Origin of the sequence: Massilia aurea (genome assembly GCF_040790145.1) — a bacterium.
GTDB classification, from domain to species: Bacteria; Pseudomonadota; Gammaproteobacteria; order Burkholderiales; family Burkholderiaceae_D; genus Telluria; species Telluria aurea_C.
Map to the genome: position 1 here is coordinate 377,733 of NZ_JBFMMP010000001.1, position 18,226 is coordinate 395,958.

An 18,226-nucleotide genomic window follows, 5' to 3' on the forward strand; every position below is an offset into this window, starting at 1 on the left:
GTTATGTCCATCTTACAATATCGAATATATCGTTCAATAGAATTGAACAATCAGATGACACTAGAACAATTGCGGATTTTTGTTGAAGTCGCCGAGCGACAGCATTTGACCCAGGCCGCCGCAGTGTTGGCGCTCACCCCTTCAGCGGTAAGTGCTTCGATCAAGGTGCTGGAAGAACGTTATGGTACTGCCCTATTCAATCGCGTCGGCCGCGGCATCGAGATCAGCGAAGCGGGCCGTATTTTCCTGATAGAAGCACGCCGCACGATCGCCAGCGCGCGCGCCGCCGAACTGACATTGGCCGAGCTGGGTGGAATGAAACGTGGCACGCTGACCATTCATGCGAGTCAGACTATCGCCAGCTATTGGCTACCCGAGTACCTCGTGCAATTTCGCCAAGCGCATCCGGCGATCGCACTGAGCGTGACCATCGATAACACCCATAATGTCGCCCAAGCAGTGCTTCAGGGGGGCGCCGACCTTGGCTTTGTCGAGGGCGCCATCGACGAGCCGACACTATCGGTCGATGCCATCGCATCCGACCAGATCGTCGCTGTAGTCGCAGCGCACCATCCATGGGCTTCAGGGAGGAGGCTGCTGCACGCGGATCTTCTTGAGGCACAGTGGATCTTGCGCGAAAAGGGGTCCGGCACGCGCTCGGCGCTCGAGTGCGCACTTCAGGCGATGCATGTCGACTTCGATGCACTCGATATCGCACTCACATTGCCGTCCAACGAAGCGGTCCGCTCCGCTGTGATGGCCGGCAAGTTCGCCACCGCCATGTCGGAACTGGTAGTAGCCTCGCATCTGCGGGCAGGTTTGCTGGCGAAAGCAAACATCGACTTGCCGGAGCGCGCGTTCTACATGTTGCGCCATCCCGAACGGTACAAGACAAAGGCATCTCTGGCGCTGGAAGCGATGATCCGCCTCTCCCAAATAGCGCGCGACGAAACGCCTGCGAAAATTAATTTGAAATAGATGGAATAAATCATCCGCAGATCCGTTCACCTCGATAACACCGGTTTTTTCCGTCCGACTGACCCAACCAGGGAGAATTTCATGAAACAAGCGACCTTCGCCGTCATCCTCGCTATCGCTTCGATCGGCAGCGCTGTCGCCAGCCCGATGAGCGATGCCGCGCAGATTCACTTTAGCGCCATTGGCGCCGGTGACACGTCCGTCATCATGCGTGGCTATGCCGACAACGCCCAGCTGACATGGGTCGGCGGGCCGCTTGACGGCATGTACGCCGGTTCCGATGCCATTCGCGCCACCTGGGAAAAGTTCGGCAAGGCTGTCGGGCCGGCGCGCGTGACTGTGCTTGCTCTGGAGGAATCGGCGAACCCAAAGGGTGCGACGATCGTCGCCAAGGTGCAGTTCGAAGGCAAGGCACAGGTCAATGTGCGCTATGTGCTGACCTACCGCGATGGCAAGCTGGTCAACGAAACCTGGCAGATCGATCCGAAACTGACCGCAGCAGCTTATTGATTAATCGACCGATACTCCAGTGACATCCATGCCCAATTCGCGCGACCAGCTGCTGGCCTGCATTCCCCGTCTGCGCCGCTATGCGCGGGCATTGGTCGGCGATCGGGCCGGCGCCGACGACCTGGTGCAGGACACGGTCGAGCGCGGATGGGGGAGACTGGCGTCATGGGAGGGTGGTAGCGATATGCGCGCATGGTTGTTCAGCATCATGCACAACCTGCGTATCGACCAGGCGCGGCGGCCTTCAGTGCCGACGGAAGCGCTCAACGAGGAGACATCGATGGCACTAGCACCTGGCAGTCCTTCAAGCGGACTCGAACTGCGCGACATGGAAACGGCCTTGCGTGCGCTGCCAGAGGAACAGCGTGAAATCCTGCTGCTGGTGGCCTTGGAAGAAATGAGTTACGACGACGTCGCGCAAACGCTCAAGATTCCCATCGGTACGGTCATGTCGCGCCTGTCGCGCGCGCGTGAAAAAATGCGCGCGAATATGGAAGGGAGAGCGTACATCGCACCCTTGAAGGTGGTCAAATGAATACCCTACCCATCACGGAAGCCGACTTGCACGCCTTCGTCGACGGCAAGCTGCCTGCCGCGCGCCGACTCGAGGTCGACGCCTATCTGGCGCAGCGCCCGGAAGAGGCGGAGCGGCTGCGCGCCTATACAGCGCAAAACGATGAACTGCGCGCGCTTTTCAATCCCGTGCTCGACGAAGCGGTGCCGGAGCGCTTAAGCGCAGCGCGACCGCGCCAGTGGCAATGGCAGCGGCTGGTAGCCGGTCTTGCCATCGCCCTGTTCAGCGGCACGACAGGGTGGCTGCTGCATGGCCAGCAGGCAGGCGAGATTCAGTACGCCCAAGGTGATTCCATGCAGGCCAGGCCGGCGCTGTACGTTGCCGGCTTGGCCCATCAGGCCGCAATCGCCCACGTTGTCTATAGCCCGGATGTCAAGCGGCCGGTGGAAATCGGGGCTGACCAGGAAGAGCAGCTAGTGGCATGGCTGTCCAAACGCCTCGGCACGGCAATTCGGCCACCCCGGCTGGGCAAACTCGGCTACGAGCTGATCGGTGGTCGCCTGCTCCCTGGCGCCCAAGGCGCGGTGGCGCAGTTCATGTACCACGACGCGACCGGGCAGCGCCTCACCTTGTACGTGTCGACCGACCAGGCGCACAACAAGGACACAGGTTTTCGCTTCGCCCAGGAGGGACCGGTGAATGTGTTTTATTGGATCGACGGCAAATTCGGCTATGCGCTGTCGGCTGGAATTAACAAGGCCGAACTGGCGCGCGTTGCCACCGCCGTGTACGACCAACTGGAGAAACCGTCATGACCTTAATGAACCGTCCCTTGTACCTTCGACGCTTGGCCACGTTCGCCGTTGCCGCCCTGATTGGCGCTAGTGCTCTCGGACAGGCCATGGCCCACCATCATGGCCAGTCGCCAGCGGCAAAGCCCCCCGTATTTATCGCCAGCACGGCCAAGCCGTTTGCCGCGCTGACGGACGATGCCATGGCCGTCATGGATGACGGCATGAAGCGCGCGCCAATGAATGGCGTTGCGGAACATGATTTCGTGACGATGATGATTCCGCACCACCAGGGCGCCATCGACATGGCGAAAGCGCTCCTGCTCACCACCAAGGATCCTGAATTGCGCAACGTCGCCCAAGGCATCATCACGGAACAGCAAAACGAAATCAACATTATGCAGGCCTGGTTGCAGCGCTACCAATCGGCTCAGGCAAAAGTTGCTCCCACTTCGATCACCAAGAAAGAATAAATCATGCAACTCCGTCACTGCGTTTTCTCGTTGACCGTCAGCAGCCTGCTCACCGCCTCCGCGTTTGCCGCTCCTGGCGCGCAAGACCGCGTCTACACCGCTGACCAGAATACCAATACCGTTTCAGTGATCAACCCGGCGACCAATTTGCTGCTCGGCCAGATCAAACTGGGCAACCAGCGTCCGGACGTGTTGTCGCCGCTATACAAGGGCGAGATCAATGTGCACGGCCTGGGCTTTTCGCCCGACCACAAGACCCTGATTGCCATTTCAAACGGCTCTAACTCGGTGGCATTCATCGACACGGCGACCAACAAGGTCAAAGGAATCACCTATATCGGTCGCTCGCCCCATGAAGGGTTTTTCACTGCCGACGGCCGCGAAGTCTGGGCGGTGGTGCGCGGCGAAGACTACATCTCGGTGATCGACCCGGTCACCTTCAAGGAGAAAAAGCGGATCGAGACGACCGCCGGCCCCGGCATGGTGCAGTTCCTGCCGAACGGCAAGCTGGCGTTCGTCGTCTCCAGCTTCAATCCCGTGGTCGACGTGATCGACATGAAGTCGCACAAGGTCATCAAGCACATTAAGGTCGTCAGCCCGTTCTCGCCGTTCCTTCAGTTCACCCCTGATTTCAAGGAAATGTGGATGACGCACAAGGATGCCGGCAAAGTGACGCGCATCGATACTGCCAGCCTGGAAGTAAAGGGCGTCATCGATACCGGCTTCATTACCAACCACTTGGCGTTCGCGAAGACTGCGGCTGGCACCCGTGCTTACGTAACGATCGGCGGTGAGAATGTCGTCAAGGTGTACACCACCGACGCCACGCCGACGCTGGTTGCGACGATCCCTACCGGCGCGTTGCCCCACGGCATCTGGACCTCCGACGACGGCACACGTCTGTATGTGGGACTTGAAAACGGCGACGCGGTCGATGTCATCGACAGCGCCACCAACAAGGTGATTGCGCGCGCACCGGTCGGCCAGGCGCCGCAGGCACTGGTGTACGTTTCGAACGCCGTGCCGCACGGCGACGGCATGACCAACCTGGTCCCGCGCGCCAACAGCGAGCCAATCAACATTGCGCTTAAACCCGCTGCCGGCGAGGCCAAGGGATTCGTTGTGGCCCGTAACCTGGGCGTGGTGGACGCGCTGGAAGTGTCGCTGTTCAAACTCAAGCCGCAGACCGCGTACAGCGTGTACGTCACCGGCCAGGCCGCGCCGGTGGCCAGTTTCAAGACGAATCCGATGGGGATGGCGAACGGCACTGCGATCGGACCGATGCGCGCCGTGAGCAACAGCCTCAACGACAAGGCCGCGACGGCGAGTCGCATCCTGGTGATGGAAGGGGACGTGGCCGTCGATCCACAAAAAGCCGTATTGAGTAGCGTGCAGTAAGCAAATCACGACAATACTGTGGCAGTATCGAGCTAACCGATTTCACAATAATAACGGAGACCAGTATGGCGAAGAACTCGTTGATATTGACGGCGGAGGCGTTGCGGCGCCGTTCCTTTATGAGGCAGGCCGGCACGCTCGGTGCCGCCGGCGTGTTCGGCAGTCCGGTATTGAGCGCGCTCGCGGCGGAGGCAGGCCACGTCACGCTGCCGTTTGAAAACGGCGAGCGCGAACTGGTCGTGTATCCTCAAAAGCGGCCGCTGATCCTGCTGACCGCCCGTCCGCCGCAGCTGGAAACTCCGTTCAGTGTGTTCAACGAATCGGTGATTACGCCGAACGATGCGTTTTTCGTCCGATATCACTGGAGCGGCATTCCCACCGCGATCGATGCGCAAACATACCGTCTCAAAGTCGGCGGCAATGTTAATACGCCGCTGGAGCTCTCGCTCGCCGACCTCAAGCAAATGGCTGACGCCACCGAACTGGTTGCCGTGAACCAGTGTTCCGGTAACAGCCGCGGCCACCTGTCGCCGCGCGCCAACGGCGGCCAGCTATCGAATGGTGCCATGGGCAACGCACGCTGGACTGGCGTGCCGCTACGCAAGGTGCTGGAAAAGGCCGGCGTCAAGGCCGGGTCGGTACAGGTCTCGTTCAACGGCCTTGACACGCCGCCCGTTGGCGACGGGCCCGATTTCATGAAGGCGCTCAATATCGACCATGCGCTCGACGGCGAAGTCATGTTGGCCTGGCAAATGAACGGTGCCGATCTGCCGATGTTGAATGGCTACCCACTGCGCCTGGTGGTGCCCGGCTACTACGGCACCTATTGGGTCAAGCATCTGTCCGACATTACCGTGACCGACAAGGTATTCGACGGATTTTGGATGAGCACGGCCTATCGCATCCCCGACAATCAGTGCGCCTGTACCGAGCCGGGAAAGGCGCCGACCAAGACCGTCCCGATCAATCGCCTCAACGTGCGCTCGTTCGTGACCAGCCTGACCGACGGCATGCACGTCAAGGTCGGGCGCCAGACGGTGGTGCGCGGGATTGCGTTCGACGGCGGCTACGGCGTGAATGAGGTGGCGTTTTCATCCGACGGTGGCAAGAACTGGCAAGCCGCACAACTGGGCAAGGACCTGGGGCGCTATTCTTTTCGAGAGTGGAGCGCGGCGTTCACGCCGAAACAAAAAGGAAACCACGAACTGCTGGTTCGGGCGGGCAACCGGATCGGTCAAGGCCAACCCGCGAGCGCCCTGTGGAACCCTGCCGGCTACATGCGCAATGTGGTCGAATCGACGCGCGTCGTCGCGGTATAAGGGGAACCACATTGAAACATCCACTGATTTGCTCTCTGTTCACCATCAGTCTGATGGCTGCGGCCCCAGCTTTCGCCCTCGACATTCAGCTTCCGCCTGAAACTGCTGTCTTCAAACCCAGCGAGTTGCCGGGATATGCGCTGGCCCAGCGCAACTGCATGACATGTCACTCGGTCCATTACATCCAGTCGCAGCCCACGACATCGCCGCGCGGCTACTGGGATGCCACCGTGAGAAAGATGAAGAAACCGTTCGGTGCGCAATTCTCAGACGCGGATATCCCGGACATGGTCGATTACCTGGTCAAGACCTACGGTGCCGAACGCAGTAACGCAGTGCCGATTGCGAACGCGGCGATAAAGCCAGCTGCAGTTGCACCGAAGGCCGGCGCCACCGCAGCAATCGATACGAAAGCGTTGCTTGCCGCAAATGCTTGCATGGGATGTCATTCGATCGACAAAAAGGTCGTCGGGCCGGCATTCAAGGAAGTGGTGGCAAAGTACAAGGGCAAGGCAGACGCGGTATCACTGGTGGCGAGGAATATTCGAGCGGGCGGCGCTGGCAAATGGGGGCCTGTACCGATGCCAGCTTTCTCCCAACTGAGCGAGGGCGAAGCGATGGCCTTGGCGCATTATGTCCTGGCGCAATGAATTTGATGCCATCCCCTTCCTGTAGACGCCTTTACTGAGCATGCCCGCCGGGGACGTGCTTCGCGCCATGCCGTCGCTCGCCCCGGCACAGCCGGGGGCCGGCCGGTGCTGCTTTTCAACAACGGGCAAGCGGGCGCTGAGACAAATCAGGCCGGTTTGACCCGCTTACGCAGCAGACTGCCGGCCGCGTTATCCTCGAACCGGCTGGCCTCCTCAATGTAGCCATGGACCGTGCCGTCGTGGCGCCAGCCTCCTTGCTTCTTGATGTCGCGGAAGTCGGCTCCGGCGCGGTGCGCGCTGGTGGCCATGCCACGCCGCAGACTGTGACTAGACAGGTCTAGCACGTAGTCGAGTTTGACCAGTGTCGCGCAATCCTCCAGGATCGTATTCACGCTGCCCACGCCCAGAGCGGCGCTGGCCACCGTCCCCCACTTGCTGATAGACCGAAACACCGGTCCGGCCATGATGTCGGCGGCGTCGAGCCAGGCGCGCAACGCCGCCGCCGGGCAGCAAGGGCCGTCGCTGTACGGGATCGCCTTGATGATCCCTTCGCCCAGTTGGTCAGTCTTCGAGCGCGGCAGCATGATCTCGATGCCCTCGGGTGTCCAGCCAATATGTCCGACCTCGATGGCGACCAGCTCGCTGCGCCGCAATCCGCCGAAAAAACCGATCTGCAAAAGTGCGTTGTCGCGCGTCGCCTTCAACGTGCCGGCGCTGACCAGCTGCACCACGATACGTTCCAGGTCCTCGATTGGAAGGGCCTTGGCCCTCTTCTTCGGGCGGCCGTGCGTGCGTGCGATCCCCGTCAGTGTCTTGCGCACGGTCGGTGTCGAAGCCGGATTGGGGAAGCCCAGGTGGACGTGCCACTGCGACAGTGCCGTCAGGCGCAACGCCAAGGTGCGGGGATTGAGGGTCGGCGCGTAGGTGAGCAGGTATCGGATGATCGCCGCTTCGTCGGCCGGCAACACGCCGCCCCACGCCAGGTAGTGGTTTACGGCGGACCGGTACGCCCGGCGCGTGTTGTCGGCCGTGGCGGCGGCCAGGACGGCGCGGTGCTGGGCTGCGAGCACGGCGTCCACAGCTGTAACGGCAGAGTGCAGCGCCGACGCTGGGTGTGCATCGTTATTTTCGGCGCCGTTGTCGGCGGGTTCGGGGGTGGCCATGGCTGTGTTGCTCGCGGTCGGGCTTGTAACGGGGGTTACGGCAGGATAGCACGCTGCGGATCGGCATCGGTGTCGATAATCTACATTATCGAGCCTAATTATTCACTCATTTCGGATCGATTTTATATCGTAATATAACGTACCATTACGTATTACACCGCACGTTATCTTATCCAAGGAGCGATCATGGCCAGAGCCGGTATCCTGTACTCCCACGTCGCCAAGGCGGCCGCCCAGCTGACCGCCGCCGGCAAGAACGCCACCGTCGACACCGTGCGCGAGGCCTTGGGCGGCACCGGCAGCAAGAGCACGATCGCGCCAATGCTTAAACAATGGAAGGCGCAGCACGAAGGCGAGGTCGCGGCGGCGGGCGCGGGCGTGCCGGCCGATCTGCTGGAGGCGATCAAGGGCGTCTACGACCGGGTGCAGGTAGGCGCGCAGGTTCAGGTCGAGCAGCTGCGCATTGAGCACCAGCTGGCGGCACATAAAGTCGCACAAGCGGCGGAGGCGCTGCGCGAAGAGGTGCGCCAGCTTGGCATAGAGCGCGAAGCCCTGAAAGCCGAACTGCACAGCGTAATGGCGGCGTTCGCGCGCGAGCAGGCTGCCCGGCATCAAGATGCGGTGGCGATCGCCGCCCTGGAATCAGAAAAGACGGGGCAGGCCCAGCGCCTGGCCGACCGCACGGCCGAGGTCCGGGAGCTGGCGGACCAGCTGGCGCAGGCGCGGCGCCAGTTCGAGCACTTCCAGGAGGCGAGCGCGGCCCAGCGGCAGGATGACAAGCACGCCTACGAAACGCGGATTGCCCGCGCCGAACAGGAGGCGGCCACGCTGCGCGCCAACTTCCAGGACGGCCGCGAGGCGCTGGCCGTGCTGCGGAGCGAGAAGGCCCAGCTGGAACACACATTGCACGAGCAGCGAGACGCGGCCAGGGAGCAAGCCCGCAAGCTGTACGAGGCCACGGAAGGACTGACGGCGACGCGCGAGTTAGCTAGCAGCAGGCAGTTTGAACTGGAAATGGTGGTGGAACGCCTGGAGCATGCCCACCAGGCGAATGAGCGGCTGGAGGCTCGCGTTAGCGAGCTGGAGGGCGAGAACGCGGATTTGAAAAAGAAACCCGCCGCAGCCAGTCCGAAAACACGGAAGACAAAAACGTAAAGCGCTTTACCTTTTTAAATTTAATGGGTTCGAATGATGCGAACCATTGTCAGGGCGATCCTTCTACCGGCGCACCACACAAACCTTTCAGCGAAGGATCGGACCGAATGCCACGCCGCTCACTGCTGTCCGATACCGAACGCGACAGCTTATTGGTATTGCCACAAAGTCAGGATGATTTGATTCAGCAATACAGCTTCACGGATGCCGACCTGGCGTTGATCCGGCAGCGGCGCGGGGCAGCGAATCGCCTTGGGTTTGCGGTCCAGATGTGCCTGTTGCGCTATCCCGGCTACGCGCTTGCCAGCGACACCGCGCTGCCGGATTCGGTGTTGCACTGGATCGCCAAGCAGGTGCGCAGCGACGCCGGCGCCTGGCCGGAATACGGCGAGCGGGAGAAGACGCGCAACGAACACCTGCACGAGCTGCGCGCCTACCTGGGACTGTCAGTCTTCGGCCTGCCGGACTTCCGCAAGCTGGTGGACAGCCTGGCCGACCTCGCTATGCAGACCGACAAGGCGATGGTCCTCGCCGCGCATTCCCTTGAAACGCTGCGCCAGAAGCGCATCATCCTGCCGGCGCTCACTGTCATCGAGCGGGCCTGCGCCGAGGCCGTGACGCGGGCCAACCGGCGCATTTACCGCGCGCTGATCGATCCGCTGGAGCGGCACCACAAGCGCTCGCTTGACAACCTGCTCAACGTGGCGCCTGACATGAGCATCACCTGGCTTGTGTGGCTGCGCCAGTCTCCGCTCAAGCCCAATTCCCGCTACATGCGCGAACACATCGAAAGGCTCAAGGTGTTTCAGTCTCTGGCACTGCCGGAGGGGCTTGGCCGCCAGATCCACCAGAATCGCCTGCTGAAGATGGCGCGCGAGGGTGCGCAGATGACGCCGCGCGACCTGGCGAAGTTCGAGGATGAGCGGCGCTATGCGACACTGGCGGCGCTGGCCATCGAAGGCATGGCCACCGTGACGGACGAACTGGTCGACCTGCACGACCGCATCATGATCAAGCTGTTCAGCGCGGCCAAGAACAAGCATCAGCAGGACTTCCAGAAGCAGGGCAAGGCCATCAACGACAAGGTGCGCCTGTACAGCCGAATCGGGCGCGCGCTGGTCGAGGCCAAGGAATCCGGCATGGACCCGTATGCCGCGATCGAGGCCGTGCTGCCGTGGACAGACTTCACGCAAAGCGTGACCGAGGCGGCAGAACTGGCCCAGCCCGAGACGTTCGACCACCTGCACCTGGTGGGAGAGCAGTACAGCACCCTGCGGCGCTATACGCCTGAGTTCCTCGATGTGCTTCGGCTTAAAGCTGCGCCGGCGGCGCAAGCGGTGCTGGACGCGATCGACGTCCTGCGCGAGATGAACATGACCGGGGCGCGCAAGGTGCCGGACGATGCGCCGATCGCGTTCGTGAAGGCGCGGTGGAAGCCCCTGGTCATCACCGACGACGGTCTTGACCGCCGCTTCTACGAGATTTGCGTCTTGTCGGAGCTGAAGAATTCGTTGCGGTCGGGCGACATCTGGGTGCAGGGTTCGCGCCAGTTCCGGGACTTCGAGGAATACCTGCTACCCACGGAAAAGTTCGGGGCGATGAAATCAGCGCGCGAGCTGCCGATCGCGGTCAACCAGGACTGCGACCAGTACCTGCACGACCGCTTGCTCTTGCTCGAACAGCAACTGGCCACCGCCAACCGGCTCGCGCTGACGAACGAACTGCCCAATGCGATCATTACTGAGACAGGACTGAGGATCATCCCACAGGACGCCGTGGTGCCGGACGAGGCCCAGGCGCTGATTGACTTCGCCAGCGGCATGCTTCCCCGGATCAAGATCACCGAACTGCTGATGGACGTGGACGACTGGACCGGTTTCACGCGCCACTTTGTCCATCTTAAGAGCGGGGAGCAGGCCAAGGACCGGACGTTCCTCATGTCCGCGATCCTGGCCGACGCCATCAACCTCGGCCTGACCAAGATGGCGGAATCGAGTCCCGGCGCCACTTACGCGAAACTGTCCTGGTTGCAGGCCTGGCACATCCGGGACGAAACCTATTCGGCCGGCCTGGCTGAACTGGTCAACGCCCAGTTCAAGCACGCCTTCGCTGCGCACTGGGGCGACGGCACAACGTCGTCGTCGGACGGCCAGCGCTTCCGCGCGGGCGGCCGGGCCGAGAGCACGGGCCACATCAACCCCAAGTACGGCGCCGAGCCCGGCAAGCTGTTCTACACCCATATTTCCGATCAGTACGCGCCGTTCAGCACCAGATTGGTCAACGTCGGCGTGCGCGACTCGACCTATGTGCTCGACGGCCTGCTGTACCACGAATCGGACCTTCGCATTGAGGAGCACTATACCGACACCGCCGGCTTCACCGACCACGTGTTCGCGCTAATGCACCTGCTGGGTTTCCGCTTCGCGCCGCGCATCCGCGATCTGGGAGACACCAAGCTGTACGTGCCGGCCAAAGTGGGCGATCACCCCGCCTTGCGCTCGATGATCGGCGGCAGCCTGAACGTCAAGCACCTGCGCGCACACTGGGACGACGTGCTGCGCTTGGCCGCCTCGATCAAGCACGGCACCGTCACAGCGTCGCTCATGCTGCGCAAGTTAGGCAGCTACCCGCGCCAGAACGGCCTGGCGATCGCGCTGCGCGAGCTGGGGCGGATCGAGCGCACGCTGTTTATCCTGGACTGGCTCCAGAACGTCGAGCTGCGCCGACGCGTACACGCCGGTTTGAACAAAGGCGAAGCGCGCAATGCGCTGGCCAGGGCGGTATTCATCCACCGGCTGGGCGAGATCCGCGACAGGTCGTTTGAGCAGCAGCGGTACCGCGCCAGCGGCCTGAATTTGGTGACGGCCGCAATCGTACTGTGGAACACGGTCTACCTGGAGCGGGCGACGCAGGCCTTACGTGAGAAAGGCAAGTTGCCAGACGACGGTATGCTGCAATTTTTGTCACCGCTGGGCTGGGAGCACATCAACCTGACCGGGGACTATGTGTGGCGCCAGCAGCGTATAGCCGAAGGCGGGTTCAGGGAGCTGCGCAAGCCCCAAGAGTAGGAAATATTCTAGAAAAGGGAAGATTCAGTTCGCGGCTGCGTGAATCGATTCCCCCGCCCCTCACGCAAGATTCTTAGCTTCTCTAAATAAACCAAGCCCTGCCAGCCTGGTGTGGCCAGATTGAGCCCTGGGTATTGCCGGCGGCAGTTTTCCAGGGCAGGCGACTGAGCATTGCGTTCTTCGTCACGCAGCGCATCCGAGGCGCCTCTGATAATTCGTGCAGCTTCCTCGCGCTCTCGCTGTTCTTCTTGTCTAGCGCGTAAATCCAGTGCTCGGGCATGCTCCAGTTGAAGCCGCTGTACCTCCAGCATGGCAATGAAGCGTTCAGTGTTTTCGGCTAGTAGCTGACGCTCGGCGTCGGTAAGAAGCTGGCCAGCGCTTGATCCATAAACGGGCACCGCCCCGGTGTCATAGGAGCCGTATAGGAGCTTGAAGCACTCGGAGCCGAGGACGGTGAACCGCCCATTCTCCCGCACGATGTGGATGCGTTTGTACACGCTGTGGCGACAGCCGTCGCGCTGACAAATTATCCGATCTCCTTTGTCTACCTCGACTACTGCCATCAGCTGCGCGTTCGACATCTTTTATTTTTCCAAGCAAAGACCGCCCCCGGTCATAAATGTCGACTATACAGTATAGGGTCAGGGCGTTTGCAAGTCGACTGCGCGGAATGGTTTGCGGGCGATATGCTCGGCCAAATCGCCTTAGCGCCCGATTTTTTCCGTTTTCCCTATTCGCCCCTCCAAGCCGAAAGACGCTACACCGACTTGGAAAAACGTACACTGCTTGACCTGGACCGTGAGCGCACGACGACGTCTAAATTACAGAAGCAGCTCGATGCAGAGCGGAAGGCATCCGCCGCCCGAATCGAAGGAATGCAGAGCCAGGTGCAAGCGGCGCAGTTCCAGCTTGCGAGACAAAGTCAGGAGCTCGGCGGCTATATAGCAAAGACTGAACTACTGGCCGACGAACGCGACCGAGCCTCCCGCCAAGCTGCGGAAAGCGCGAACCAGAGTGCGGAGCTAGGCAGCCAGCTTGCCGCCGAGCGCGCCAGAGTGACCGAGCTTCGTGGACGGCTTGAGCAAAAGGCGCCGAAATCGGCATCGGCCAGAGAAGAGTTGGGTTCGGCACGCGCAGCGTCTCGTCAGCGGCGACCCGCACGAAGCAAGCCAGACAAATAGGCCAGGCCTGACGCTAGCGGCCCGATTCCCACACGCCGATCCGCGAGCTGCACCCAGTTGTTTCGTCTGTCATAACTGAACGTCCGACGCGATTCCGTATCCAAAAATACTTCCGTTGTACCTAAAGCTATTGACGTGATGAGTAGGCCATGAAGATTTACCTAAACATGTAGACTCGACGGCGAAAATAGGGCTTTTACGCAGAGTCGGTAGGTTTAGGTACCCCGAGTACGGAGTTTTAGGTACGAGCGCTTTTACTTCCAAAAAAAATAGCAAATGTGCTTCTGAGAGCTCCGCACGCAATAAGCGCATAATCTATATTATGTTAAATACGCTATTGATCAGAACAGCGCGATCGAACTGGGGACGCGTCAAACCACCCTGTCTCGACCAGTTACCCCAAGGTCCACAGCACGGCAGACGCATCATCCGCAGACTTCACCGAACGTGCTCCCGTATTCACGCTAGTCGATTCATGGTTTCGCAACTCGTCGAGTTGCGCTGAGAGCCCGCTTTCGATGCACGCGGCCATCAGCCCCTCGTCCGTGTACAAACCGTAGGTGTCCACCAATCGGTAGAACCCATCCGTCATCACCAGCACGCTCGCACCCGGCGCCAGATCGATGTTGCGAATGCGCGCCTGGAACGGTCCGTTCGGTGCGAGACAAAGAACACCAGGCGCCGGGGCCGTGTTCTGAAATTCGCGGCGCGCACGCAGCATTGGCAGCATGCGCTCGCGCCGCTGCAGAGGATGTTCGATGCCTTCGGTCGTCAACGTGGCGATGACGTCCTGCAGGACGGCTTCTTGCGGATTCACGAACGGATCCAGATCGACGCAGCCACCGGCCGCCGTGCGTAGCAAGGTCTTGCAGTCGCCAAGACTGTACAGCGTGGCCTGCGCGGCATCATTGGTTTGTGCGATCCTCAACCAGGTCATCGCTGCAATTGGCCAAGCGTGCAGCGGTATGCTGCGACCGGCCGTCATCTGCTTGAACCGCGCATGGACACTGGCGACTGCGACGGCCACGCTGTCGTGCTGATCGCGCCCGAACATCAGCGAATTTTCGAGTGCTGTCGTAAAGGCATGGACAAACCAGGCAACATCGCCCTGGATATCATCGATGTAGTCGCGCTCGGCGACCGACGTGCCACCGTCGATTACGACAATATCGGTCAGTCCGTTGGCATTAAAAACAGCGACGTGGTCGTCATTGCGTGGTGAGCCGGGCCTGGCGCCGGCGCAGATATGTTCTATCTTCATTAGACAGTGTAGAGTTCGATCATTGTCTGAACTCTACCCCCGGCGAAGGCGGAGGACAAGCACACATCAATTGGCCTCAGATTAACTCGACAATATATTCCCTAATGTCGATTGAGACTTTTCGCGCTCTGGCATCACGCTCCGAAGCTGAAATCGTTTCGGTCAGCGACTAAGCCTGTACCGTTTCAAGCTGCGTTACACGCGCACGCAGCTTGCGCTCCTCGCCCCACCGCTCTGTTTCATCACGCACAACCGCAACGATTGCCGATACCTCGCCGGCCGGCGTGTGCAACATCGCGACGGTAAATGCGATCGACAGCGCCTTGCCCTCTTTGTGCAGCGCCGGCACGCGCAGCACGTCGTTGCCATAGCGGGTCTGCCCGGTCGCCATGGTTTTGTGGTAACCAGCCCAGTGCCGCTCGCGCTGCCGTTGCGGCACGATCAGATCGAGCGATTGGCCGATGGCCTCCTCTTCGCCGAAGCCGAAGATCCGCGTCGCCGCCCCATTCCAGTAGACGATGGCGCCGGCCGCATCGCACACGATGACACCGTCACCCAGTGCGCCCACCAACTGTTGAAAATCGAGTCCGCCCTGCATGACCTGCCCTCCTTGACAAGGCAATGCGCGTCGCGGACGGCCGACGCGCACCTTGCTTCGTGCTACCGACGAATGAACCGGATCACACCACTTGCTGCTCGTGCAGCGCGGCGATCTGTTTCGAGCTGTAGCCGAGGCTTTCGAGCACCTCGTCGGTGTGCTCGCCCAGCAGCGGCGAGCCCGTAATTTCCACGGTCGTGTCCGAGAACTTGATGGGGCTGCCCACAGTCAGATACTTGCCGCGTTCCTTGTGATCAACCTCGGTGATCGTCCCGCTGGCGCGCAGCGACGGGTCGTTGGCTATTTCTTTCATCGACAGCACCGGCGAGCATGGGATATCGAACTCGCGCAAGATGTCCACCGCCTCGAACTTGGTCTTGTCCTTGAGCCATTCTTCGATCGTCCCGAAGATGGAGAAGATCTTGTCCTGGCGCGCCGCTGCCGTCATGTACGCCGGGTCGTCGGTCCACTCTTCCTTGCCAATGGCCTTGCAGATCGGCGCCCAGGCATGACCCTGGATGGTGAAGTAAATGTACGCGTTGGGGTCGGTTTCCCAGCCTTTGCACTTGAGCACCCAGCCCGGCTGTCCGCCGCCGCCGGCATTCCCGCCGCGTGGCACGACATCCGAGAACGTGCCGTGCGGGTACTGCGGATATTCTTCCAGGTACCCGACGCGGTCCAGGCGCTGCTGGTCGCGCAGCTTCACCCGGCACAGGTTCAGCACGCTGTCCTGCATCGAGACCGCCACTTTCTGGCCCTTGCCCGTCGTATCGCGTGCGCGCAAGGCGGTCAGGATCCCGATCGCCAGGTGCATGCCGGTATTGCTGTCGCCCAGCGCGGCCGCGCTAACGGTCGGCGGGCCGTCGTCAAAGCCGGTGGTAGAGGCCGCGCCGCCGGCGCACTGCGCCACGTTTTCATACACTTTCAGGTCTTCGTAGTGGTGACCGTCGCTGAAGCCCTTCACCGACGCCACGATCATGCCGGGGTTCAGTTCCTTGATGTGCTCCCAGGTGAAGCCCATGCGGTCCAGCGCGCCCGGGCCGAAGTTCTCGACAAGCACGTCCGACTCCTTGATCAGCCTGGTCAAGATTTCCTTGCCCTCGGGCTTCTTGGTATCGAGCGTTAATGACCGTTTATTGCTGTTGAGCATAGTGAAGTACAGGGCGTCCACGCCCGGGATGTCGCGCAGTTGCGAGCGGGTGACGTCGCCCGAGCCGGGCCGTTCGACCTTGATCACGTCGGCGCCGAACCAGGCCAGCAGCTGCGTGCAGGCGGGGCCGGCCTGTACGTGGGTGAAGTCGATAATCTTGATGCCTTCGAGTGGTTTGCTCATGATGTCAGTCTCCAGTTTGTCGATCGGTATTATTTTTTCGCGCCGCTCTGCGGATTCAGGTTGGTCAGCCGGCCGCTCTCGGTGCCGGCGGTCTCGTCGATCGCGGCATTGATCAGGGCCGGCTTGCCGGCGGCGATGGCATCGATCAGTGCGCGGCTCAGTTCTTCCGGCGTGGCGACGTTGTAGCCGATGCCGCCGAAGGCCTCGATCATCTTGTCGTAACGGGCGTTCTTGACGAATACAGTGGGTGCGACATCCTTGCCGCCGGTGGGATTGACGTCGGTGCCGCGGTAGACGCCGTTGTTGTTGAAGATGATGGTGGTCACGGGCAGCTCGTAGCGGCAGATGGTTTCGAGCTCCATGCCGCTGAATCCGAATGCGCTGTCGCCTTCGATCGCCACCACCGGCTTGCCGCTCACGACGGCCGCGCCGATGGCGTAGCCCATGCCGATACCCATGATCCCCCAGGTGCCGGAGTCGAAACGCTTGCGCGGCTGGTACTGGTCGATGATGCTGCGCGCGAAGTCGAGCGTGTTGGCGCCCTCGTTTACCAGGTTGATGTCGGGGTGCTGTTTCAGCACTTCGCGGATGGCGCCCAGCGCGCCGTGGAAGTTCATCGGCGACACATCACGGGCCAGCATCGCCGCCATCTTGGACATGTTCTGGTCCTTGCGCTCGGCGATCGGCGCAAGCCACGCCGCGTCCGGCTGGGCGATGCCGGCGGCGTCGAGCCCTGCGAGCAGCGCCGCCACGCACGAGCCGATATCGCCGATGAGCGGCGCGGCAATGGCCACGTTGCTATCGATTTCAGTAGGCGCGATGTCGATCTGGACGAACTGCTTCGGCTTGCCCCAGGTTTTGCCCTTGCCGTGCGCCAGCAGCCAGTTCAGCCGCGCGCCGATGAGAACCACCACGTCGGCCTCGGCCAGCACGTACGAGCGCGCGGCCGAGGCGGACTGCGCGTGGGTATCGGGCAATAAACCCTTGGCCATCGACATCGGCAGGTACGGCATCCCGGTGCGCTCGACCAGCGCGCGGATGTCGTCATCGGCCTGGGCGTAGGCTGCGCCCTTGCCGAGCAGGATCAGCGGTTTCTTCGCGCCCTTGATCAGCTCCAGCGCACGTTGCACCGACTCCGGGGCCGGCAACTGGCGCGGCGCCGGGTCGACCACCTTCACGAGCGAGCGCTTGGCGTGGCCCACTTCGAGCGTTTGCGACAGCAGTTGCGCCGGCAGGTCGAGGTACACACCGCCCGGACGCCCCGACACGGCGGCGCGAATCGCCCGCGCGACGCCGATGCCGATATCCTCGGCCTTGTTGATGCGATAGGACGCCTTGGCGTACGGCTTCGCGGCATTGAGCTGGTCCATCTCTTCGTAGTCGCCCTGCTGCAGGTCGACGATTTCGCGCTCGCTCGAGCCGGAAATGAGGATCATCGGGAAGCAGTTGGTGGTGGCATTGGCCAGCGCCGTCAAGCCGTTGAGGAAACCCGGCGCCGAGACTGTCAGGCAGATGCCGGGTTTCTGCGTCATGTAACCGGCGATCGCGGCGGCGTTGCCGGCGTTCTGTTCGTGACGAAAACCGATGAAGCGCATCCCCTCGGCCTGCGCCAGGCGCGCCAGGTCGGTAATCGGAATGCCGACCAGGCCGAAAATCGTGTCGATGTCGTTATGTTTCAGGGCATCGACTACCAAGTGAAAGCCGTCGGTCACTTCTACCGATACATTGTGTGTCATTGATGTCTCCAGTGATTGGCAATCCAGGTGACCTCGCCATGGGTGCGTGTCATCTGCGAAGCATCATATCCAGCAGGCCTGATTTGTCTCATTGACCA

17 protein-coding genes are annotated in these 18,226 nt (G+C 61.4%); 11 read left to right on the plus strand and 6 right to left on the minus strand.

The genetic code is table 11. The features are described 5' to 3' along the window. The first annotated feature begins 3 nt into the window (after window positions 1–3). The 8 genes from AB2N08_RS01590 to sorB all read left to right on the plus strand — a co-directional run bounded on the left by AB2N08_RS01590 (window position 4) and on the right by sorB (window position 6,633). Window positions 4–978, plus strand: coding sequence for a LysR family transcriptional regulator (locus AB2N08_RS01590; RefSeq protein WP_228892619.1), 975 nt, complete (start codon window positions 4–6; stop codon window positions 976–978). Window positions 979–1,059: 81 nt separating this feature from the next. After that, window positions 1,060–1,488, plus strand: coding sequence for a nuclear transport factor 2 family protein (locus AB2N08_RS01595; protein ID WP_091874566.1), 429 nt, complete (start codon window positions 1,060–1,062; stop codon window positions 1,486–1,488). 28 nt (window positions 1,489–1,516) lie between these two features. Continuing rightward, a complete protein-coding gene (locus tag AB2N08_RS01600) occupies window positions 1,517–2,023 on the plus strand; it encodes an RNA polymerase sigma factor (RefSeq protein ID WP_075791081.1) in 507 nt (168 codons plus the stop codon). Then, a complete protein-coding gene (locus tag AB2N08_RS01605) occupies window positions 2,020–2,817 on the plus strand; it encodes an anti-sigma factor family protein (protein ID WP_075791080.1) in 798 nt (265 codons plus the stop codon). The genes AB2N08_RS01600 and AB2N08_RS01605 overlap by 4 nt, the downstream gene beginning before the upstream one ends. A 5-nt stretch (window positions 2,818–2,822) precedes the next feature. Beyond that, window positions 2,823–3,266 (plus strand): DUF305 domain-containing protein, encoded by a 444-nt coding sequence (locus AB2N08_RS01610; RefSeq protein WP_051306793.1) that lies wholly within the window; start codon window positions 2,823–2,825, stop codon window positions 3,264–3,266. Between the two features lie 3 nt (window positions 3,267–3,269). Continuing rightward, entirely contained in the window at window positions 3,270–4,664 is a 1,395-nt protein-coding gene (locus AB2N08_RS01615) for a YVTN family beta-propeller repeat protein (RefSeq protein ID WP_091874567.1), read from the plus strand. A 119-nt stretch (window positions 4,665–4,783) separates the two neighbouring features. Further along, complete coding sequence (sorA, locus tag AB2N08_RS01620; protein ID WP_370660048.1) at window positions 4,784–5,983, plus strand: SorA family sulfite dehydrogenase catalytic subunit; 1,200 nt, start codon at window positions 4,784–4,786, stop codon at window positions 5,981–5,983. Between the two features lie 11 nt (window positions 5,984–5,994). Continuing rightward, entirely contained in the window at window positions 5,995–6,633 is a 639-nt protein-coding gene (gene sorB / locus AB2N08_RS01625) for a SorB family sulfite dehydrogenase c-type cytochrome subunit (RefSeq protein WP_228892616.1), read from the plus strand. 146 nt (window positions 6,634–6,779) lie between these two features. Here the strand turns inward: sorB and AB2N08_RS01630 are convergent, their stop codons facing one another. Next, window positions 6,780–7,796, minus strand: coding sequence for a tyrosine-type recombinase/integrase (locus AB2N08_RS01630; protein WP_083684450.1), 1,017 nt, complete (start codon window positions 7,794–7,796; stop codon window positions 6,780–6,782). Window positions 7,797–7,982: 186 nt separating this feature from the next. On the opposite strand from AB2N08_RS01630, the gene AB2N08_RS01635 reads away from it, so the two are divergent. Together AB2N08_RS01635 and AB2N08_RS01640 are read left to right on the plus strand one after the other, a co-directional pair. Beyond that, a complete protein-coding gene (locus tag AB2N08_RS01635; RefSeq protein WP_091874568.1) occupies window positions 7,983–8,951 on the plus strand; it encodes a DNA-binding protein in 969 nt (322 codons plus the stop codon). 107 nt (window positions 8,952–9,058) lie between these two features. Beyond that, complete coding sequence (locus tag AB2N08_RS01640) at window positions 9,059–12,019, plus strand: Tn3 family transposase (protein WP_091874569.1); 2,961 nt, start codon at window positions 9,059–9,061, stop codon at window positions 12,017–12,019. An 8-nt stretch (window positions 12,020–12,027) separates the two neighbouring features. Here AB2N08_RS01640 and AB2N08_RS01645 read toward each other — a convergent pair whose 3' ends face one another. Continuing rightward, window positions 12,028–12,600, minus strand: coding sequence for a hypothetical protein (locus AB2N08_RS01645; protein WP_051516974.1), 573 nt, complete (start codon window positions 12,598–12,600; stop codon window positions 12,028–12,030). Window positions 12,601–12,705: 105 nt separating this feature from the next. On the opposite strand from AB2N08_RS01645, the gene AB2N08_RS01650 reads away from it, so the two are divergent. Next, window positions 12,706–13,200, plus strand: a complete 495-nt coding sequence (locus AB2N08_RS01650; RefSeq protein WP_367608858.1) for a hypothetical protein — start codon at window positions 12,706–12,708, stop codon at window positions 13,198–13,200. 394 nt (window positions 13,201–13,594) lie between these two features. On the opposite strand, the gene AB2N08_RS01655 is transcribed toward AB2N08_RS01650, so the two are convergent. From AB2N08_RS01655 to oxc, 4 genes are all read right to left on the minus strand, one after another. Next, on the minus strand, window positions 13,595–14,461 hold the full coding sequence (locus tag AB2N08_RS01655) for a protein phosphatase 2C domain-containing protein (protein WP_367608859.1): 867 nt from the start codon (window positions 14,459–14,461) through the stop codon (window positions 13,595–13,597). A gap of 169 nt (window positions 14,462–14,630) precedes the next feature. Further along, window positions 14,631–15,059: a PAS domain S-box protein gene (locus AB2N08_RS01660; RefSeq protein ID WP_367608860.1), complete on the minus strand. Its 429-nt coding sequence runs from the start codon at window positions 15,057–15,059 to the stop codon at window positions 14,631–14,633. An 82-nt stretch (window positions 15,060–15,141) separates the two neighbouring features. After that, window positions 15,142–16,392, minus strand: coding sequence for a formyl-CoA transferase (gene frc / locus AB2N08_RS01665; protein ID WP_367608861.1), 1,251 nt, complete (start codon window positions 16,390–16,392; stop codon window positions 15,142–15,144). Window positions 16,393–16,421: 29 nt separating this feature from the next. Next, window positions 16,422–18,128: an oxalyl-CoA decarboxylase gene (oxc, locus tag AB2N08_RS01670; RefSeq protein ID WP_367608862.1), complete on the minus strand. Its 1,707-nt coding sequence runs from the start codon at window positions 18,126–18,128 to the stop codon at window positions 16,422–16,424. Between the last annotated feature and the right edge of the window lie 98 nt (window positions 18,129–18,226).

What these genes read in the sequence shown, in the direction of transcription:
- AB2N08_RS01590 (WP_228892619.1), top strand. Translation starts at nt 4, where the DNA reads ATGTCCATCTTACAATATCGAATATATCGTTCAATAGAATTGAACAAT.
- AB2N08_RS01595 (WP_091874566.1), top strand. Translation starts at nt 1,060, where the DNA reads ATGAAACAAGCGACCTTCGCCGTCATCCTCGCTATCGCTTCGATCGGC.
- AB2N08_RS01600 (WP_075791081.1), top strand. Translation starts at nt 1,517, where the DNA reads ATGCCCAATTCGCGCGACCAGCTGCTGGCCTGCATTCCCCGTCTGCGC.
- AB2N08_RS01605 (WP_075791080.1), top strand. Translation starts at nt 2,020, where the DNA reads ATGAATACCCTACCCATCACGGAAGCCGACTTGCACGCCTTCGTCGAC.
- AB2N08_RS01610 (WP_051306793.1), top strand. Translation starts at nt 2,823, where the DNA reads ATGAACCGTCCCTTGTACCTTCGACGCTTGGCCACGTTCGCCGTTGCC.
- AB2N08_RS01615 (WP_091874567.1), top strand. Translation starts at nt 3,270, where the DNA reads ATGCAACTCCGTCACTGCGTTTTCTCGTTGACCGTCAGCAGCCTGCTC.
- sorA (WP_370660048.1), top strand. Translation starts at nt 4,784, where the DNA reads ATGAGGCAGGCCGGCACGCTCGGTGCCGCCGGCGTGTTCGGCAGTCCG.
- AB2N08_RS01630 (WP_083684450.1), bottom strand. Translation starts at nt 7,796, where the DNA reads ATGGCCACCCCCGAACCCGCCGACAACGGCGCCGAAAATAACGATGCA.
- AB2N08_RS01635 (WP_091874568.1), top strand. Translation starts at nt 7,983, where the DNA reads ATGGCCAGAGCCGGTATCCTGTACTCCCACGTCGCCAAGGCGGCCGCC.
- AB2N08_RS01640 (WP_091874569.1), top strand. Translation starts at nt 9,059, where the DNA reads ATGCCACGCCGCTCACTGCTGTCCGATACCGAACGCGACAGCTTATTG.
- AB2N08_RS01645 (WP_051516974.1), bottom strand. Translation starts at nt 12,600, where the DNA reads ATGTCGAACGCGCAGCTGATGGCAGTAGTCGAGGTAGACAAAGGAGAT.
- AB2N08_RS01650 (WP_367608858.1), top strand. Translation starts at nt 12,706, where the DNA reads ATGCTCGGCCAAATCGCCTTAGCGCCCGATTTTTTCCGTTTTCCCTAT.
- AB2N08_RS01655 (WP_367608859.1), bottom strand. Translation starts at nt 14,461, where the DNA reads ATGAAGATAGAACATATCTGCGCCGGCGCCAGGCCCGGCTCACCACGC.
- AB2N08_RS01660 (WP_367608860.1), bottom strand. Translation starts at nt 15,059, where the DNA reads ATGCAGGGCGGACTCGATTTTCAACAGTTGGTGGGCGCACTGGGTGAC.
- frc (WP_367608861.1), bottom strand. Translation starts at nt 16,392, where the DNA reads ATGAGCAAACCACTCGAAGGCATCAAGATTATCGACTTCACCCACGTA.
- oxc (WP_367608862.1), bottom strand. Translation starts at nt 18,128, where the DNA reads ATGACACACAATGTATCGGTAGAAGTGACCGACGGCTTTCACTTGGTA.